Here is a 17,197-nt window from a genome sequence, read left to right as displayed (position 1 = left end):
CGCAGACTCGTCTCATGGCTGACATGAGGTCGTTCCGGGAGGCGGTCACCGCTTGGGCGGCAGGTGGCCCCGGCGACCCCGCGCGCGAGCTGGCCGCGCGGCTGCCGGTCCGGGCCGCTGTTCTGCTCGAAGGGCTGAGCGACGTGGCGGCGGTCGAAGCGCTGGCCTCGCGCCGCGACCGCGACCTGGCGGACGACGGCGTCTGCGTTCTGTCCATCGGCGGTGCGATGAGTGTCGGGCGCTTCGCCCGCCTCCTCGGTCCACCACCTGGCCTGGGCCTGCGCCTCACCGGACTGTGCGACGAGGCGGAACGTGGCTACTACGCCCGCGCCTTGACGGGGGCCGGCTCGGCACAGCACGGGTTCTTCGTCTGCGCGGCGGATCTGGAGGACGAGCTCATCCGCGCGCTGGGCGTGACACGGGTGGAGGAGCTCGTGCGGGCGGAGGGCGATCTGCGCGCCCTGCAGACCTTCCTGCGCCAGCCCGCGCAGCGGGGCCGCACCTCGCACCAGCAGTTGCGGCGCTTCCTCGGCACGAAGAAGGGGCGCAAGATCCACTACGGCCGCGTCCTCGTCGAGGCCCTCGCCCCCGGCCGCGTACCCGCGCCCCTCGAGGACCTGCTGACCAGCATCTGACCGCGGTGCGATGCTCATCCGCCTGCGGAGTCCGCTGGTGGCTTCGCCGGACCCTGGGGCGTGGAGGGCGATGCCGCTGGACCGCGTCTCCGCCGTTCGTGGACGGGCCCGCCGGGTGCGTACCAGCCCGCCTTCTTCCGTACCGCGGGGCTCGGGTCGTCGGCCTGGGATTCCCACAAGGCGGCAGCGGCGCGTGCGTCGGAGCGGGCGAACCTGGCGACGAGCTCGGCAGCCATGGTCCTGACGTGCGGGTCGGGGTCCGCGGCCAGGTGGTGCAGCGCGGGTGCGAGGACCCGGTCCGGACCTGGCGCACAGGTGTCGCCCTTGCACCGGTCGCAGGCGAGGGCATGGAACGCGGCGATCCTGACGCGGGCGTCGGGGTCATCGGCCATGGCGACGAGTTCGCCCATCCGCGTGCTCCCCGCGTCGCAGCAGCTCGCGGTATGCCGCCGTGGTGCGTTGCGGGTCGCCCAGGCATGAGACGAGGGCTGCGCTGTCGGTCCTGACGAATCCGAGCATGGTCTCAGTGTCGGCTTGCACGGCGAATCCGGGCAAAGGGATTTCCGCTCCCGTCAGGACGGCCATGCGCAGCACAATGCCCGCATGATCGAAGGCATCCGCACCGACAACGCCCCCTTCGTCCGCTTCCCCGATGGCACCGAGCCGCCCCTGTCCCAGGCCATCAAGGCCGGCGACTTGGTGTTCACGTCCGGTCAGGGCCCGCTCCACCCCGTCACGCACGAGATACCGGACGACTTCTCCGCACAGGTCCGGCAGGTTCTGCACAACCTCGTCGCGGTCGTCGTCGCCGCGGGGAGCAGGAAGGATCTGATCGTCAAGTGCACGTGCTATCTCGCGGACAGTGCCGACTTCGGGACCTTCAACAAGGTGTACCGCGAGTTCTTCGCGGACTGCCCGCAGCTTCCGGCCCGGACGACGGTCGTCACGCAACTCGTGCGTGACGAGATCGACGGGGTGGCCGCCGTGGTTCGGTAGTCCCGGTCACGCAACACGTGTGGAACGCTGGTTCGTTCACGAGACAACCCCCAGCTGGCGCAGCTGTGAGAAGACGTCGACCACGCCCCAGATCTCAGCGATCCGGCCGCCCTCGAAACGGAAGATGAAGATCTCCCCGTAGGTGACGGACCTGCCGGTCGGCGGCATCCCCCGGTACTCGCCCCGGTGGGTCCCGGTCACCGTGTTCCTGGCCACGACCTTGTCTCCCTCGGCGATCACGTCCTCGACCGTGACGTGAATGTCGGGAAATGCGCGAAAGAGAACGGTCCACACCTGCTTGAGCGCCTGCACCCCCGTCATGCCCATCGGTACCGGTGCGTGGAACAGCACGTCCGGCGCCACGAGTTCGTCGATCATCTTCAAGAGGATCTCCAGATCCCTGCTGCCCAGAGCGTCATGAAGACGCGTGGCCGTCGCTTTGTTACGGGTTTCCTCATCGGTTGACATACGACTTCCCCTCAAGGCCGGTACGGACATGCGGGGCAGGCATCCACATCGGGATTCCTCCGCCGCAACTGACTGCATGCATACGACGAACCAGCCGGCCGGGATGTGACACGACCGAGCACAGTGTGTGACGTGGCGCGTAATCTCTGGGCCGTGACGGTCACTTACGTGCTGGACGGTACGCAGATCAGGACCCTGGAAGACTTCTGGCGAGTCATCGGCGAAGCCGTGAACGGTCCAGGCGGCTACTTCGGCGGCAACCTCGATGCCTTCGCCGACTGCCTCAGTGGTGGCTTCGGCACTCCGGACGACGATGACTTCGTGGTGGAATGGCGAGACCATCAGGTGTCCCGCGAGCATCTCGGCCATCCTGAGACGGCCCGGCAGCTGGAGATCAGGCTGTCGCGCTGCCATCCCACCAACCGGGCGCAGGTGAGTGCCGAACTGGCCGAGGCCCGTCGTGGGCACGGAGCGACCGTCTTCGACTGGCTGACCGAGATCTTCGAAGAGCGGGCACCGGGCGCCCTGCGCCTTCGGTGACGGCTTCGGGAACCCTCGGGCGGATATTCCGTTGAGGGTCCCGCCTGCGGATCATAGGGTCGGCCGCATGTCTCTGCGCCTTCAAATGCGTGAAGCCCTGCGAGAAGCGATGCGTGCCCGCGACAAGGTCGCGGTGAGCGCCCTGCGTTCCACGCTTGCCGCGGTGGACAACGCCGAGGCGGTGCCGGTGGGCTCGGCCGAGCTGCGCGGCTTGGCCATCGAGCAGGTGCCGGTCGGTGTCGGCGCCACCGAGGCTGCGCGGCGTGAACTGACCGAACAGCACATCACCGACATCGTGCGAGCCGAAGCCGACGAACGGCTCGCGCTCGCCACGCAGTTCACGGCGCCGGGGCAGGCCGACCGGGCAGCGCAGCTCCGCGCGGAGGCCGCCGTTCTGCTCCGGCTCCTCGACTGATCCGGCACCGTGGAACAGGCACTCGGTGGTCCCGGTTCCGGGACCACCGAGTCAAGGCAGTCGGGGCCCCCGGTTCAGGCCGTCGCCGCAGGCGCCGCCCGGAGCGGGGCGAGTGCCTGCGCCCAGGTCAGCAGCTCGTCGACCAAGGCGTGCACCTCGGGCACGTGCAGCTCCTGCGGACGGAAGTCGGTGAAGTTCACGAAGTCCTCGCGCAGCGACAGCGCCACCTGCGGTCCGATGTCCGCCATGCGCAGCACGCCCGCCTGGGCGCGCAGCTTCTGCACCGCCATGACCGCGCCGAAGACGCCGTAGCCCACGTAGCCGACCGGCTTGCCGCCCCACTCCGCGTAGAGGTAGTCGATGGCGTTGGTCAGGCTGGCCGGAGGGGCGGTGTTGTATTCGGGGGTGACGACGATGAAGGCGTCGTACGAGCCGATCCGCTCGGCCCAGCGCCTGGTGTGCGGTCGTTCGCCCGGCGCCACGAGCGCCGGGACCGCTTCGTCGAGCAGCGGAAGCGCGTGGTCCTTCAGGTCCACGAGCTCGAAGTCCGCCGCGTCGCCCGCGTGTTCGGCCGCGAGGTCCCGTACCCACTCGGCCACCCGGTCGCCCTTCCGGCCGGGGCGGGTGCTGCCGATGATGATGCCGATCCTGATCACGTCCGATTCTCCTGTTCTGCTTCCCGTACGCGTTCCGGTACGAACTGTCGTGTGGTGGCCGGGTCTTTCGGTTCCGGGCCGGCCATGTCCCGGCGGGCCTGCTGTGCTTCGCGCAGCAGGGCCCAGGCGTCCGCGACGGGGCCCATGTGGCCGAGCTTGTCGGGGTTGCTGACCGTGCGGATCGCCTGGATCCGCCCGTCGAGGATGTCGAGGGTCCAGGTGTTGACGACCTTGCCGTCGCGGTCGCGGAAGACCGCGCCCGGCTGGCCGTTGACCTGGCGTGGCTCCATGGCGCCGCCGATGCGGAGGAACGGCAGGAGGAGCTGGTCGAGCATCCGGCACATCTGGTCGACGCCGTGGATCGCCTCGGCCCACCGCGGGGCCTTGCCACCGCTGTCCGCGGCCATCTGCACGTCGGCGGCGAGGAGTTGCCGCAGCCCGTCGACGTCACCGTCCTTCAAGGCGTCGAAGAACCGTTCCGCGAGTTCCTCGCGTTCCTTGCGGTCGGCCTCGAAGCGGGGCCGGCCGGCGTCCATGTGGCGGCGCGCGCGTACGGCGAGCTGGCGGCAGGCCGCCTCGGAGCGTCCCACGGCGGCGGCGATGTCGGGAAAGCCGAAGGCGAACACCTCCCGCAGGACGAAGACGGCCCGTTCGAGCGGGCTGAGCCGTTCCAGCAGGAGCAGGGACGCCATGGAGAGCGAGTCGGCCAGTTCGGCCGCGTGCTCGGGGTCCTGGTAGGGGTCGGTGAGCAGCGGCTCGGGGAACCACGGTCCGACGTACTCTTCGCGCCGCACGCGGGCCGAGCGCAGCACGTCGATCGAGAGGCGGGTGACCGTGGCCGAGAGAAACGCCCTGGTCGACGTCGGCCGGGTCGAGGAGCGGTGGTAGCGCAGCCAGGTCTCCTGGACCGCGTCCTCGGCCTCGGCCACACTGCCCAGGATGCGGTAGGCGATCGAGAACAGCAGTGGCCGCAGCTCCTCGAATTCCTCGATCCGGCTCACGCCAGCCCCTCCTTGAAGCCCTGGCGCCACGAGGGGTAGCGCAGTTGCCAGCCGAGCTCGCGCTTGGCCTTGGCGTTGGAGAAGCCACGGCCCTCGGTCATCATCGTCACCACGACCTCCCCCGCCAGCAGCCGGGCGAGCCACTTCGGCACCCGCATCGGAGGCTTGGCGCCCGCACACTCAGCCAGATACGGCAGCCATTCGCTCTCCGGGGCGGGTTCGTCGTCGACGATGTTGAAGGCGCCCCTCGCCTGCTGCTCCACGGCGAGCACGGTGGCGCTCGCCGCGTCGTCGAGATGCACCCACGAGGCGTACCCGGTGCCGTCCCCGACCAGGGGGAACTGCCGCTTCCGGACGAGTTCCAGCTGGTCGTCGGTGGCACCCGGCCCGTAGAACCCGCCGTAGCGCAGGACCGCGCCGCCGGCTCTGCCGACCGCGTCCTCGACGTGACGCAGGGCGGCCATCGCCGCGTACGCGGGCGTCCCCTCGTGCAGGTCCAGCGGTTCCTCCTCGCTCTTCACCCATCCGCCCTCGCGGATTCCGTTCCAGTTGGCATAGCCCTGCGCCACGAAGTGCGGTACGCCGGTCGCCTCGGCCGCCGCCAGCAGGTGGTCGGTTCCCTCGGTGCGCAGCCTGATGGTGGGCGCGGCCCACCGGTCGAAGTGCCTCAGATCCGGTTTGCCGGCGTGCGCGAGGCTGATCCCGGTCATCTGGTGCACGATCACGTCCGGCCGGGCGGCCGCCACCGCCTCCCCGACGGACATCGCGTCCAGTCCGTCCATGACGACGGCTTTCGCGCCCAGTCTCTCGGCCTGTCCGAGCTTGGCCGCGCTCGTCGTCGTGGCCGTCACCTGGTGGCCCCGGGCCACGAGCTGCGGTACCAGCCGCCGCCCTAGCACACCGGTTCCGCCCGCCACGAACACCCGCATGACCATCACCTTCCTGATCCCAAGTCGTTCTCCGGGATCTGGGACGAGACAGCCCGGCCGTCTGTGACACGGGTGAGCGGATCCGGGAAGCCGAAGGCCGGCAACCGGCGTTCGCCGAAGGGCGGGCCGCTTTCCGGTCTCCGGCATGAACTCCCCTGCGAACCTGCCCGGTCAAGGCATGGACGGTCCTGCACGGGCAGGCCAACATCAGTTCCCTCGCACCACACAGGTGCCACGAGACGGAGGAAGCCTGGGATGGCCGGCGCGGAGCACAGTGGGCCGCCGACGCTGATCGTGCGGTCGCCGGATGCCGTGGCGCGGCTGACGGCGGAGGGTGTCATGTGGGAGGAACACACCACGGTGACCCGCATTCCCTACCCGGCCGTCGTGGATGCCACCGCGCAGGCGGTCGGCGGCCGACGGACGCGGCTGCGCATCGAGGTCGCCGACCGGGGCCACGACCGCCCGGCCGGATACGAGCTGGTGTGCGGCGCCCGCCCCGCGCGGACCTTCGTCCGTGCCCTGCTCGCGCACTGCGCCGCCCTGCCGGCGACCGGGGCTGTCCCGCCCGTCATGACCGAGCGGCGCACACCGGCTCCGCCGTCCGGGCACACCCTCGGCAAGCTGAGCCTGCGTGTGCTGGCGGTCGCCTTCGCACTGAACTTCCTGGTCATCGCCGCGACCGGGCGGTTCCTGGCCGCCATAGCGAGCTGCGGCGGGTTCTTCGCCTGGTGGGCCTGCGCCGACCTGGCGCGCCGTATGGTCTCCCTCGCGCGCGCAGCCTGGGCGTGCCTCACCCGGGGCGTGCAAGTGGAGGCCCGCTACGTCACGTCCGACTTCCGCCCCGGTACCAGCGGCCGGATGCTGCACACGTGGGTGTACGAGTACACGGACCTGGACGGCCGGACGTACGAGTACCTCACCGGCCCCTCGTCGGCGAACGCGAAGCCCCCGCAGACCAGGTCCGTCACCGTCGTCCCCGACAGCGAGTACGGCGCGCACTCACGGACGCAGGCGGTGGTCACCCTGCTGGTCCTGCTGCCCGCCCTGCTGTTGGTCCTGGTGGCCGTGGCCGTCGCCGGCCTCGTGGCGATGCCGGGTGTGCTCCTGCTGGGGCTCGGCGGCTCCAGCTGAAGTGTGCCTGCCCGTCCGGTCACTTCAGGATGTTGACCGCGCGGGCGACCACGAGGACCACGGTGACCAGGGACACCGAGGACTGCAGCAGCATCAGCATCTTCGACCAGCGGGAGAGCGGCATCACGTCGGTGGGGCTGAAGGCGGTGGCATTGGTGAAGGAGAGGTAGAGGTAGTCCAGGAACGCCGGTTCCCAGTCCGGCGGGGCCAGCTCCGGGCTCTGCATCTGTACGAAGAGGAAGTCGGGGAACTGGTGCTGTCCCCGGACCCGGGCCATGGGGCCGCCCCGGTCCCACTCCCAGTACCACAGGGCGAACACGATGACGTTGGTCACCCAGATGACACCACCGGTCAGCAGCAGCGGAACCGCGCTCTCCCCGCCTTTGCCGCGCACCAGGTCCCCCACCAGTCGGACCGCCGACCAGCCGTTGGCCAGGCTGATGACGCCGGTCAGGGCCAGGCTCAGGTACCGCAGCAGGCGGGTATGGGGTTCCACGCGCCGGGGATTGCCCGCGATCAGCCCGGCCAGCAGCGCCAACTCCAGCGCGGGCAGCGCCCAGACGGTGCGCAGGAGGATGAGCCGGTGCGGCACGATCAGCTGCAGGGCGACGGCCGCCACGATCACCACGGTCACCGTCCAACGCGGCTCGCCACGGGTCGCCCGGCGCCAGGCGGGGACCAGTTCGCGTTCGCCGCTCTCCAGCAGCCGTTCGATCCTGGCCAGTCGGCTCCGGGCGTCTGCCATGTCGTCGTTCATGACGAGGATTGTCCCGGCCGGGTGTGCGGCGTCCGGAGCCGGGACTCCGGTGAGGCGCCCGTGCGCGTTGTCGGACGGCGGCATCGCACCACCGAGGGAGCGGCCGGCAGCAGGGCGGGCGGGTCCGCCTCGGCCTGAGCGGGGGTTGCCGGCCCAGTTCGCGGCGGGCCCCCTGGGGAGTCATCCCTGGGTGATGGAGCCCGAGGGCACGGCCGCCCGGCACTGGGCCATGACCCTGTGCCGCACCGCCGGCTTCGAACCCGACGTACGGTTCGAGACCACCGACCTCCTGCTCCACCTCCGCCTCGTCGAGCAGGGACATGCCGCCGCCTTCCTTCCGGCCCTCGTCTGGGACGGCCGGCCGCCGACCGTGCCTCTGCGGCGGCTCCCCCGCGGATGGCGCGGCCGCCGCATCCTCACCGTCGTGCGGCGCGGAAGCAGCCGGCACCCCGCGATCACCGCCTGCCGCGACGCCCTCGGGTGCGCGGCCGCCCAGCGCTCCCCCCGGTCGTAGGCCCCGGCGCCGTTCAGGGCTCGCGGTGCTCGTGGGCCGCCTGCTCCAGCGCCTGCGCCTCGGCCTCGGCAACGCGTGTCTCGGCGGCCACGTCGATCGAGCGGGTCAGCCACCAGTACAGCAGCGCGGCGACCGGAAGGCCGATGAACAGCGAGATGTCGGCTCCGCCCAGCGCCTTGGCAGCGGGACCCACGTACAGGGTACCGACGGAGAAGAACGGGATCATGACGGCGAAGCCGACCAGGTAGGAGATGATGCCGTGCCAGCCCCAACGGCCGTAGATCCCACGCGGGTTGAAGATCTCCGCGATGGCGTAGTGCCCGCGGCGCACGACGTAGTAGTCCATGAGGTTCACCGCGGTCCACGGGATGAACAGGTAGAGCACCAGCAGCAGGAAGTTGTTGAAGTTCTCAAGGAAGTTGGAGGTCGCGGCCAGTGCACCGACCAGGGAGAGCGCCGCGGTCAGTCCGATGGTCAGCAGGCGTACGCCCAGGGTCGGCCGCACCCGCTTGAACGAGTCGATGCCGCTGATGAGGGTCAGCGAACCGCCGTACATGTTCAGCGCGGTGACGGACACCAGGCCCAGGGCGGCGAAGAGCAGCACGATCGCGCCGAAGCCGTCGAACACCTTGTCGCCGGCCGCGTTGATGGACTTGATCGTCTCGAAGTCCTTGCCGGCCCAGGCGGCGAGCAGCGTGCCGAGGACCATCAGCCAGACGCCGCCGAGCGCGGAGCCGAAGTAGGTCCAGTAGAAGGTCTTGCGGACCGTCACGTCCGGCGGGAGATAGCGCGAGTAGTCGGAGACGTAGATGGCCCAGCTGATCTGGTAGCCGGCGACCACGCCGAACTGGGCGAGGAACGGGGTCCACTTGAAGGCGCCCAGATCGAAGGAGCCCGCCGGATAGTGCAGGGTGACGAGCACACCGACGGTGAAGATCCCGAAGACGACCAGGAAGGTGTACGTCAGGATCCGCTCGGCCTTGTGGATGATGTCGTAGCCCACCAGCGCGATGACCAGCGCGACCACGGTGACCACGACCACCCACAGCTTGACGCTGCCGTGCACGGTGGTGTGCAGGGAGTCGGCGGCGAGGATGCTGTTGAAGACGTTGAAGCCCGCGTACTGCACATAGGCGAAGAGCCACACCAGGAGGGCGCCGACGTAACCGAACTGGGGGCGCGACTGGATCATCTGCGGCAGGCCCAGCTGGGGGCCCTGTGCCGAGTGGAAGGCCATGAAGAAGGTGCCGATGACGGTGCCGGCGACGATGGCCAGCAGGGACCAGATCAGGTTGCCGCCCTCGGTGATGCTGATGAGTCCCACGGCCAGGGTGGCGATCTGGGCGTTGGACATGAACCACAGCGGGCCCAGATGCCAAAGCTTGCCGTGCCGCTCGTCCAGGGGGACGTAGTCGATGGACCGAACCTCAAGGCCGGACACTCTCGACTCGACTGATGTGCTCATAACGCCTCCCGGCGGCCGGTCTGCCTGTGGGACACATTGTGATCCGCCGTGGACACGGTGACGAGTGGTGAGACACGGGCAGTCGGGAACCGGGAGCGCCAGCGAGACGCACATGGCCCTGCGTTCCGTGCGCTGTCGTCAGCTCCGATGCAGGGCGTCCGAGAGGCGGACGAAGCGGTGGCCGGTGGCCAGCAGGTGCGGGACGGCGCTTGCGATGCCCCGTGCGGTGCCGCCCTCGGGGTGGTTCATGTGGCACAGGACGATGGAACCGGCCTCAGCCGAGGCGACGGTGACGTGGACCTGCTCGGCGGTGAAGGTGGCGCCGCCGTCACCGTTGACGGAGAAGCTGACGAAGCGCTCCCCGAGGTCCGTGACGATGCGGGCCGCGACATCGTCGCAGTACGCGGTGCCGGAGCGGAAGAAGCGCGGCGGGGCGCCCAGCAGGCGGGTCAGCTTGGCCCGGTTGCCGGCGATCTCGTCGTACACCTCGCCCGCGCCACGCGTACCGGGAATGCCGTACGCGGAGCGACCGGTGACGGACAGCGGGCGGTGCCGGGTGCCGTGGTTGGCGATCTCGAACAGCGGGTCGCCGGCCAGCCGGTGGAACTGTGCCGGGTTGGCGTCGATCCAGCGGGAGTTGATGAACAGCGTCGCCGGGATGTGCCGTGCGCGGAGAAAGCCGATGAGCGCCCGGTCGTAGCCGCTGCCGCCCGGGCCGCCGCATGCGTCGAAGGTCAGCGCGATGTCGCGGGCCGTGTGCGGCAGGGAGTGCACCACACCGGGGGCGTCGAAGCCCCAGGTGTGCGGCACGCTGCGCCGGTAGCGGGCCACGATCTCCGCGCGGGTGACAAGTGGCGGCGCGGCGGAGACCGTGGCCGAGGGGAGGGCAGTGGGGGTCGGCTCGGTTGCCGCGCCCGTGCCTGTCGCCGGCGAACCGGAGGAGGCCGCTGCGGGGGCGCCGCCACCGTTCTTCGGGCTCGCGCAGCCGGCGAGCAGTCCTCCCGCCATGGCAGCCAGCACCGCACGGCGACCAGCCGTCATCCGTTCCCCCACACCTGATCGCAGGCCGTCACCCCGACAGCCACCCAAGACGGCAACGGTATTCAGTGGACTACCCGCGGCCGTGAAGACGGGGGTAAGAGATCATCCAGAATCGGAGGCGGGCGCGCGGGCGGCGGAGAAGCTGGTCCAGGTCGTGTGGGGCTCGCCGCACCGGGCGGTCGAACCGAACCGGCCCTGCGCGGGGCAGGACCGGGCCCATGTCTTACCGGCGCGACCGGTCAGCCCTGGCGCGCCTTGAAGCGGGGGTTCTTCTTGTTCACGACGAAGACCACCCCGCGGCGGCGCACCAGCTGGGCGCCGGGCTTGGACTTCAGTGAGCGCAGGGACTTGCGCACCTTCATGACTGGTTTCTCCTCGTGCTCAGGAGCACACGGCGTCAGCCGCGGGACGCGGCGGGACGGCCGTAGCGGCGCTGGAAGCGTTCGATGCGGCCGGCGGTGTCCACGACGCGCGCGGTGCCGGTGTAGAAGGGGTGGCTGGCCGACGAGATCTCCACGTCGATCAGCGGGTAGGTGGTGCCGTCTTCCCAGACGATGGTCTTCGACGCGGTGGCGGTCGAACGGGTCAGGAAGAGGGTGTCGGCGGCCCGGTCACGGAAGACGACGAGCCGGGATTCGGGATGGATGCCTGACCTCATGGATGTGCCTCCTTGTGGCGGTCGGCCCGAGAGGGCCGCGGCGTGCTTCAGCGTTCCTCGCGGAAGGTGACGTGCCGGCCGGCGACCGGGTCGTACTTGCGCAGGACGAGCCGGTCGGGGTCGCTCAGACGGTTCTTGCGCGTCACGTAGGTGACGCCGGTACCTGCCGTCGACTTCAGCCTGACGACGGGACGCACGGTGCTGCGTGCCATGAGAATCTCCCTTCACCCACACCACGGGATTGACCCGAGCATGTCAGCAGTGTCTTGAACAGTGCGGGACGCTCCGACATTCCCGGTGCTGTCGTGCCGCCGCCTGCCGGCCGAGCGAGCAGGTTCGGACACGATCGTGGAAACCACGCAGGGGTCGCAGGCATTCCCGGGCGTCGTCCGCGGCGCACCGCCTGTCGGGCCCGGGAGCAGATGGCCCCGCGGAGACAGGTCAGACGTCCCGTTTCCTGACGACGAGCACGGCGACGACGACCGCGATCAGGGGCCACACCACATACACCGTCCAGGAACCGGGGACCGTGGCGCTGAACATGCGGGAGTCAGGGTCGGGTTCCCAGTTCTGGACCAGGCGCTGCCAGGCGGCGACGACCATGGTGTGGTTGACGTCGGCGGACCACCGCTTGCTCTGCGAGAAGACGGTGGGCAGCATCAGGAGCGTGAAGGCGCAGGTCGCCATGGTCGCGGCGCTGTGCCGGATCAGGGCTCCCAGACCGAGCCCGACCAGTGCGCAGACGGGGGCCAGCAGCGCGGTTGCCACGAGCGCCCGCGGCACTCCGGGGTGTGTGATCGGGACCCCCGCGTGCCGTCCGTTCAGGATGGCCTGGGAGACGAGGAAGCAACCGGTGGAGACGGCCGTACCGACGACGGTCCACAGTGCGGCGGTGACGGTCGCCTTGGCCAGTATCACCGAGCCGCGGGCGGGGACGGCCACGGTGGTGGTGCTGATCAGGCCGCTGCTGTACTCGCTCACGATCGTGATGGCCCCGACGCTGCCGGCGACGAGCATCAGCGTCATACAGCCGGGCTGCGGATAGGCGTCGAAGGGCAGGAAGCCGGCAGGGCGACGCACGGTCGTATCGGCGGCCGCCAGGTTGCGGTAGTCCGCGAGTGCCGCCACGGCGGCGGAACCGATCACGAACAGGCCGGCGAGTGCGATCGTCCACCAAGTGGAGCGCAGGGACCGCGTTTTGATCCACTCGGCGGCGACCAGGTCACCGAAACGGACGGGCGAGGGGATGGTGAGTGTGGTCATCAGGGCTGTCCTGCCAGGTATTCGACGCTGTCGGCGGTGAGTTCCATGAACGCCTCCTCCAGTGAGGCTGTGCGCGTGGTCAGCTCGTTCAGCGGGATCCGGTGTTCCAGGGCGAGCGCTCCGATCCGGTCCGCCGGCAACCCCGTCACGGCGAGTCTCCCGGCGCCGGCTGGACCCTGGGGCTCGACCGTTGCGCCGGCGGGTGTGAGTACCGCCGCCAACCTCGTGGCCTCAGGGCTGGCCACCACGACGCTGCGGCGCCTGCTGCGGGCCGCGAAGTCCGCCACCGACTCGGCGGCGATCAGCCGGCCCCGGCCGATGACGACGAGCTGGTCGGCGGTGTTCTCCATCTCCGACATCAGATGACTGGAGAGGAAGACCGTACGTCCCTCGGCGGCCAGGCGGCGGAAGAGGCGCCGGACCCAGAGAACGCCTTCCGGGTCCATGCCGTTGATCGGCTCGTCGAACATCAGCACCGGTGGATCGCCGAGCAGGGCGGTGGCGATCCCGAGCCGTTGCTTCATACCGAGCGAGAAGCCGCCGATACGCCGCCTCGCGACCTCGGCCAGCCCGACCTCCTGCAGCACCTCCTCGACCCGCCGCGGCGGGATGCCGTTGCTGCGGGCCAGAGCGGACAGATGGGCCGCCGCGCTGCGTCCGCCGTGCACATGGCCGGCGTCCAGAAGTGCGCCGACGTGCCGCAGGCCACGCGGGTGGCTGCGGAAGTCGACCTTGCCGACCGTGGCGGAGCCGCCGGTGGGTCTGTCGAGGCCGAGGATCATCCTCAGGGTGGTGGTCTTGCCGGCTCCGTTGGGACCGAGGAAGCCGGTGACCTGTCCCGGCCGCACGGCGAAGGTGAGGCGCTCGACGGCCGTCTTGTCGCCGTAGCGCTTGGTGAGTTCGTTGACTTCGATCACGGCGACAACGGTGCCGGGTGGCGCCCGCTGCGGGCATGAAGCCCCGGGTGGCAAACGCGCGCGGCGGATTGGCCCACGGGTGTACGTCCCGGGGCCGATGCCGCGACCTCAGGCGGCTGGTTAGTCTCCCGGCATGACCACCACCGACGAGCCGGCTGCCCTCGCGTCCTTCGCGCGACGCAACCGCCGGAACACACCACCGGCGGTGCCGAGAGCGACGCTCACGGCCTGGGCGGGGGGCGTTCTGTACGCCCTCCTGCTGGCCGTCCTGGTGACGGGTGGGCCGCGGGACTCGGGCCCCCTTCTCGCCGTCGGGTCGCTGCCGGCGGTGACCCTGCTCGTCGGGGTGCTGCGGCGGACGCCGCTGACGGCCCTCGTGCTGACGCTTCTCGGTGCCACCGCCGTGGTGGTCGTCCCTCAGCGCACCACCCGGGCGGGCCTGACCCTGTTCTACCAGGGCCAGTTCCTGTCGTACCTGGCGGCGGACCTCGTCCTGGGGTACATCGTCGCCACGAGCCGGCGCCGGGTCTCCGTCGTCGCCGTATCTCTTGCCTTCGGCCTGCAGTCGATGACCATCGGCCTGTTCGCGCACGGTCCGGACTTCCTGATCGTCGACGGTGTGATCGGCCTTCTGGCGATGGCGGCGTCGTGCATGCTCGGGCTGCTGAGCCGCCAGCGCCGTGAGCACGCGGTGGAGCTGCGCGCGCGGGAGGTGGCCGAGGCGGTCACTGCCGAACGGCTGTGGATTGCGAGGGAGTTGCACGACATGATCGCGCACTCTGTCGGCATCATCGCCATCCAGGCGGGGGTGGGCAGCCGGGTCATCCACACGCAACCCGATGCGGCCCGCGACGCCCTGCGGGCCATCGAGAGCACCAGCAGACAGACCTTGTCCGGCCTGCGGCGCACCCTGGTGGCGCTGCGTCAGGCCGAGCCGGAGGCCTCGCCGGCAGGGCGAGATCCGCTCGCTCCCTCGCCCGGTCTCGCAGACGTCGAACGGCTGGCGGCGGCGACGGCCGAGGCCGGGGTACGGGTCGAGGTGCACGTCAGCGGGGAGCGGCGGCCGCTGCCGGCCGACGTCGATCTGTCGGCCTACCGTATCGTGCAGGAGGCGCTGACCAACGTGGTCCGTCATGCGGGCACCGGGCACTGCACGGTCGCCATCGACTACGGCAACGAGGAGCTGTCCGTGGAGGTCGTCGACGACGGGCGCGGTGTCCCCGGGGACGGCGCGGGCCATGGCTTCGGCATCGTCGGCATGCGGGAGCGGGTCGCCCTGCTGCATGGCCGGTTCAGCGCCGGCCCGCGTTCCGCGGGTGGCTTCCGGGTGGTGGCCCGGCTGCCGCTGCCCGAACCGGCCGGCGTCTCGGTGGACGCCCGATGAGCGTCCGGATCGTGCTCGCCGACGACCAGCAACTGGTGCGGTCCGGCCTGCGGGTCCTGATGGCCGACCATCCCGATCTGGACGTCGTCGGCGAGGCCGCCACCGGTGAGGAGGCCGTCCAGCGGGTCCGGGAGGCCGGCCCCGACGTGGTGGTCATGGACATCCGGATGCCCGGCATGGACGGCATCGAGGCCACACGCCGGATCACGGCCGGCGACGCGTCGACCCGCGTGCTGATCCTCACCACGTTCGACGAGGACGACCATGTCTACGGTGCGCTCCGGGCCGGGGCCAGTGGCTTTGCCGTCAAGGACATGGCCTTGGACGACATCCTCGGCGCGATCCGCGTGGTCGCCGCCGGCGACGCGCTGATCGCGCCGAGTGTGACACGCCGTCTGATCGCGGACTTCGCCGAACGCCGGACGGCCGCTCCGCGGCACTCCACCCGACTTCTCGAGGGCATCACCGAGCGGGAACGGGAAGTGCTGACCCTGGTCGGACGCGGGCGGTCCAACACCGAGATCGCGGAAGACCTGTTCATCACGGTGGCCACCGCCAAGTCACATGTCTCCCGGCTGCTCAGCAAACTCGACGCCCGGGACCGGGTGCAGCTCGTGATCACCGCGTACGAGGCGGGGCTGGTCACGCCGTGAAGCCGAGCGCCGTAGGCGGTCTTCAGGGCTGACGGCCCATGTCGGCGCGGGAGTTGCCGTGGGGCGTGAAGCGGGACGGGGGCATGCCGAACGCGCGGGTGAAGGCGGCGGTCAGTGCGGCGGGTGAGGCATAGCCGAGGCGGCCGGAGACCTCGGTGACCGATGCCGTACGCAGCAGTGGCACCGCGGCGAGCAGGCGCGCGCGGGTGCGCCAGACCGCCGGGCTCTCACCGGTCTCGGCGCGGAACCGCCGGGTGAAGGCCCGTTCGCTCATGGCGGTCCGTGCGGCCCATTCGGCGTTGGTGACTCCGGCGTCCGGGGCGGTCAGGTACGCGCGGCAGATCGCCGCGAGATCGGGGGCGGCGGGGATCGCGACATGGAACGGCAGCGGGGTGAGCGCGGCGATCTCGTGCAGGAGGAGCGCCACGACGCAGCCTTCGCGGCCGGAGAGGCTGTAGTCGGCCTCGAACTCGACGGCGGCCAGGAGCAGTTCGCGCAGCAGGGGCGGAACGTCCACGACCGTGCAGGTACCGGGCCACCAGGGCACGGCATCCGGCTCGATGTACAGGCTGCGGGTGCTCACCGCCAGCATGCGGACCCGGTGCCGGGTGGTGGGCGGGATCAGCACGGCTCGCTCCGGCGGGACGGTCCAGGTGCCCTCGGGGGTGTCGACGACCATGACGCCGGTGGCGCCGTAGAGGAACTGGGCGCGCCGGTGCTCGTGCCAGTCGAGGACCCGGCCGGGCGGGTAGTCGGTGCCGATGGGCAGGACCGCGCGGTCCACATGGTCCAGGTCGTCCAGGGAGACGTTCTTCACGCGGCCACTGTAGGTGGCCGAGTCTCGAAGGAATGGTGCCGGGCATCGCATGCGAGAAGATCGTCGTGGCTGGTGGGGTGGCCCCGTGGACTTCTTGGCACTTCTCGGAATCGGACTCCTCACCGGGGTGACCACCGTCTTGTTCGGGTTCGGCGGCGGATTCGTCGCGGTCCCGGTGGTGGTGTGGGCGAACGCGGCCCTCGGCGTGGACGCCGTGCGGGTGGCGACGGCCACCTCGGCCCTGGTCATGCTGGTGAACGCGGCGTTCGCCACGGCCGTCACGCCCCGGCGTGTCCTGGCCGCCCTGCGCGGCAGCGGCACGCTGCTGCTCCTGCTGGCGGCCGGCGCGGCGGGCGGTGCGCTCGCCGCCCGCCACGCCCCACCCGGTCAGGCCCACTGGGGCTTCGTCGGGTACGTCGCTCTCACCGTCGTCGATCTGCTCCTGCGCCCCGGCTTCCTGCGCCCGCCCGGACGGGGCGGACAGGGCCGTGCGGGAGCGGTCGAGGAGACCCGCGGGGTGGCCCGTACGCTGCCGGCCGTGCTCGGCGCGCCGATCGGAGCGGTGGCGGCCTTCCTCGGCGTGGGCGGCAGCGTGATGACCGTCCCGGCGCTGCGCCGTGCCGGACATCCGATGCGGGTGGCGACGGCACTGGCCAATCCCCTGACGCTCGCCATCGCCCTTCCCGCCACCGCACTGTCCCTGTACGGCGACACGGGCGCCCTCGCCACGGACACACACCTGCGCCTGGTCGGCCTCGTCGACCTGCGCGCCGCCGGGGCGCTCCTCGTCGGCGCCCTGCCCGTCATCGCGGTGCTACGGCGACACCCGCCCCGGATCCCGGACCGCACCTACGCCTGGACCTACCTCGTGCTGCTCGGCGCGGTGGAGGTCGCGATGCTGCTCGCGGGCTGAGGCGGGGAAGGCGCCTTCGGGCGAGGAGTCCTCGGGGCGCT

23 protein-coding genes are annotated in these 17,197 nt (G+C 70.7%); 9 read left to right on the top strand and 14 right to left on the bottom strand.

Translation table 11 applies throughout. The features are described 5' to 3' along the window. The first annotated feature begins 14 nt into the window (after positions 1–14). Positions 15–635 carry a TOPRIM nucleotidyl transferase/hydrolase domain-containing protein gene (locus ACZ418_RS32150; RefSeq protein ID WP_468370053.1) on the top strand — a complete coding sequence of 207 codons (621 nt, stop codon included), beginning with the start codon at positions 15–17 and terminating at the stop codon, positions 633–635. Between the two features lie 14 nt (positions 636–649). Here the strand turns inward: ACZ418_RS32150 and ACZ418_RS32145 are convergent, their stop codons facing one another. Next, positions 650–1,045, bottom strand: a complete 396-nt coding sequence (locus ACZ418_RS32145; protein ID WP_468370050.1) for a HEAT repeat domain-containing protein — start codon at positions 1,043–1,045, stop codon at positions 650–652. 193 nt (positions 1,046–1,238) lie between these two features. Here ACZ418_RS32145 and ACZ418_RS32140 point away from each other — a divergent pair, with 193 nt between their 5' ends. Further along, positions 1,239–1,631 carry a RidA family protein gene (locus tag ACZ418_RS32140; RefSeq protein WP_468370047.1) on the top strand — a complete coding sequence of 131 codons (393 nt, stop codon included), beginning with the start codon at positions 1,239–1,241 and terminating at the stop codon, positions 1,629–1,631. Between the two features lie 36 nt (positions 1,632–1,667). Here ACZ418_RS32140 and ACZ418_RS32135 read toward each other — a convergent pair whose 3' ends face one another. Further along, complete coding sequence (locus ACZ418_RS32135; protein WP_468370044.1) at positions 1,668–2,129, bottom strand: ester cyclase; 462 nt, start codon at positions 2,127–2,129, stop codon at positions 1,668–1,670. 123 nt (positions 2,130–2,252) lie between these two features. On the opposite strand from ACZ418_RS32135, the gene ACZ418_RS32130 reads away from it, so the two are divergent. Continuing rightward, on the top strand, positions 2,253–2,639 hold the full coding sequence (locus tag ACZ418_RS32130) for a barstar family protein (protein WP_468370041.1): 387 nt from the start codon (positions 2,253–2,255) through the stop codon (positions 2,637–2,639). A 109-nt stretch (positions 2,640–2,748) separates the two neighbouring features. Then, positions 2,749–3,054, top strand: coding sequence for a GatB/YqeY domain-containing protein (locus tag ACZ418_RS32125; protein ID WP_468370294.1), 306 nt, complete (start codon positions 2,749–2,751; stop codon positions 3,052–3,054). A 74-nt stretch (positions 3,055–3,128) separates the two neighbouring features. On the opposite strand, the gene ACZ418_RS32120 is transcribed toward ACZ418_RS32125, so the two are convergent. The 3 genes from ACZ418_RS32120 to ACZ418_RS32110 are packed head-to-tail and all read right to left on the bottom strand — an operon-like array spanning position 3,129 to position 5,646. After that, a complete protein-coding gene (locus ACZ418_RS32120; protein ID WP_468370038.1) occupies positions 3,129–3,710 on the bottom strand; it encodes an NADPH-dependent FMN reductase in 582 nt (193 codons plus the stop codon). Then, the gene (locus ACZ418_RS32115; RefSeq protein WP_468370035.1) at positions 3,707–4,711 is read right to left on the bottom strand and encodes an RNA polymerase sigma-70 factor; all 1,005 of its coding nucleotides are present in this window, start codon (positions 4,709–4,711) and stop codon (positions 3,707–3,709) included. The genes ACZ418_RS32120 and ACZ418_RS32115 overlap by 4 nt, the downstream gene beginning before the upstream one ends. Continuing rightward, the gene (locus tag ACZ418_RS32110) at positions 4,708–5,646 is read right to left on the bottom strand and encodes an NAD-dependent epimerase/dehydratase family protein (RefSeq protein WP_468370032.1); all 939 of its coding nucleotides are present in this window, start codon (positions 5,644–5,646) and stop codon (positions 4,708–4,710) included. Before ACZ418_RS32110 ends, ACZ418_RS32115 begins: the two co-directional genes overlap by 4 nt. Before the next feature lie 249 nt (positions 5,647–5,895). Here ACZ418_RS32110 and ACZ418_RS32105 point away from each other — a divergent pair, with 249 nt between their 5' ends. Further along, a complete protein-coding gene (locus tag ACZ418_RS32105; RefSeq protein ID WP_468370029.1) occupies positions 5,896–6,774 on the top strand; it encodes a hypothetical protein in 879 nt (292 codons plus the stop codon). 19 nt (positions 6,775–6,793) lie between these two features. On the opposite strand, the gene ACZ418_RS32100 is transcribed toward ACZ418_RS32105, so the two are convergent. Beyond that, positions 6,794–7,531 (bottom strand): hypothetical protein, encoded by a 738-nt coding sequence (locus ACZ418_RS32100; protein ID WP_468370026.1) that lies wholly within the window; start codon positions 7,529–7,531, stop codon positions 6,794–6,796. Here ACZ418_RS32100 and ACZ418_RS32095 point away from each other — a divergent pair. Then, on the top strand, positions 7,518–8,045 hold the full coding sequence (locus ACZ418_RS32095) for a LysR substrate-binding domain-containing protein (protein ID WP_468370023.1): 528 nt from the start codon (positions 7,518–7,520) through the stop codon (positions 8,043–8,045). The genes ACZ418_RS32100 and ACZ418_RS32095 overlap by 14 nt on opposite strands. A gap of 13 nt (positions 8,046–8,058) precedes the next feature. Here ACZ418_RS32095 and ACZ418_RS32090 read toward each other — a convergent pair whose 3' ends face one another. The 7 genes from ACZ418_RS32090 to ACZ418_RS32060 all read right to left on the bottom strand — a co-directional run bounded on the left by ACZ418_RS32090 (position 8,059) and on the right by ACZ418_RS32060 (position 13,389). Then, a complete protein-coding gene (locus tag ACZ418_RS32090) occupies positions 8,059–9,510 on the bottom strand; it encodes a purine-cytosine permease family protein (protein WP_468370020.1) in 1,452 nt (483 codons plus the stop codon). Positions 9,511–9,648: 138 nt separating this feature from the next. Then, a complete protein-coding gene (locus tag ACZ418_RS32085; RefSeq protein ID WP_468370017.1) occupies positions 9,649–10,551 on the bottom strand; it encodes a polysaccharide deacetylase family protein in 903 nt (300 codons plus the stop codon). A gap of 239 nt (positions 10,552–10,790) precedes the next feature. Further along, positions 10,791–10,913, bottom strand: coding sequence for a type B 50S ribosomal protein L36 (ykgO, locus tag ACZ418_RS32080; RefSeq protein ID WP_153537567.1), 123 nt, complete (start codon positions 10,911–10,913; stop codon positions 10,791–10,793). A 35-nt stretch (positions 10,914–10,948) separates the two neighbouring features. Then, on the bottom strand, positions 10,949–11,209 hold the full coding sequence (locus ACZ418_RS32075) for a type B 50S ribosomal protein L31 (RefSeq protein WP_468370014.1): 261 nt from the start codon (positions 11,207–11,209) through the stop codon (positions 10,949–10,951). A gap of 47 nt (positions 11,210–11,256) precedes the next feature. Continuing rightward, complete coding sequence (gene rpmG / locus ACZ418_RS32070; RefSeq protein ID WP_153537563.1) at positions 11,257–11,421, bottom strand: 50S ribosomal protein L33; 165 nt, start codon at positions 11,419–11,421, stop codon at positions 11,257–11,259. Between the two features lie 229 nt (positions 11,422–11,650). Further along, a complete protein-coding gene (locus ACZ418_RS32065; RefSeq protein WP_468370011.1) occupies positions 11,651–12,472 on the bottom strand; it encodes an ABC transporter permease in 822 nt (273 codons plus the stop codon). Continuing rightward, positions 12,472–13,389, bottom strand: a complete 918-nt coding sequence (locus tag ACZ418_RS32060) for an ABC transporter ATP-binding protein (protein ID WP_468370008.1) — start codon at positions 13,387–13,389, stop codon at positions 12,472–12,474. The genes ACZ418_RS32065 and ACZ418_RS32060 overlap by 1 nt, the downstream gene beginning before the upstream one ends. Positions 13,390–13,522: 133 nt before the next feature. On the opposite strand from ACZ418_RS32060, the gene ACZ418_RS32055 reads away from it, so the two are divergent. Together ACZ418_RS32055 and ACZ418_RS32050 are read left to right on the top strand one after the other, a co-directional pair. Beyond that, positions 13,523–14,773, top strand: coding sequence for a sensor histidine kinase (locus ACZ418_RS32055; RefSeq protein ID WP_468370005.1), 1,251 nt, complete (start codon positions 13,523–13,525; stop codon positions 14,771–14,773). Continuing rightward, positions 14,770–15,426 (top strand): response regulator, encoded by a 657-nt coding sequence (locus ACZ418_RS32050; RefSeq protein WP_468370002.1) that lies wholly within the window; start codon positions 14,770–14,772, stop codon positions 15,424–15,426. The genes ACZ418_RS32055 and ACZ418_RS32050 overlap by 4 nt, the downstream gene beginning before the upstream one ends. 22 nt (positions 15,427–15,448) lie before the next feature. Here ACZ418_RS32050 and ACZ418_RS32045 read toward each other — a convergent pair whose 3' ends face one another. Continuing rightward, complete coding sequence (locus tag ACZ418_RS32045; RefSeq protein ID WP_468370000.1) at positions 15,449–16,243, bottom strand: AraC family transcriptional regulator; 795 nt, start codon at positions 16,241–16,243, stop codon at positions 15,449–15,451. 85 nt (positions 16,244–16,328) lie between these two features. Here ACZ418_RS32045 and ACZ418_RS32040 point away from each other — a divergent pair, with 85 nt between their 5' ends. Next, positions 16,329–17,156, top strand: coding sequence for a sulfite exporter TauE/SafE family protein (locus ACZ418_RS32040; protein WP_468369997.1), 828 nt, complete (start codon positions 16,329–16,331; stop codon positions 17,154–17,156). Positions 17,157–17,197: the final 41 nt, after the last annotated feature.

This window comes from Streptomyces sp. NPDC030820 (assembly GCF_055572075.1).
The sequence above is the reverse complement of the archived record's forward strand: the minus strand, read 5'-3'. Positions and strand labels throughout refer to the sequence as shown.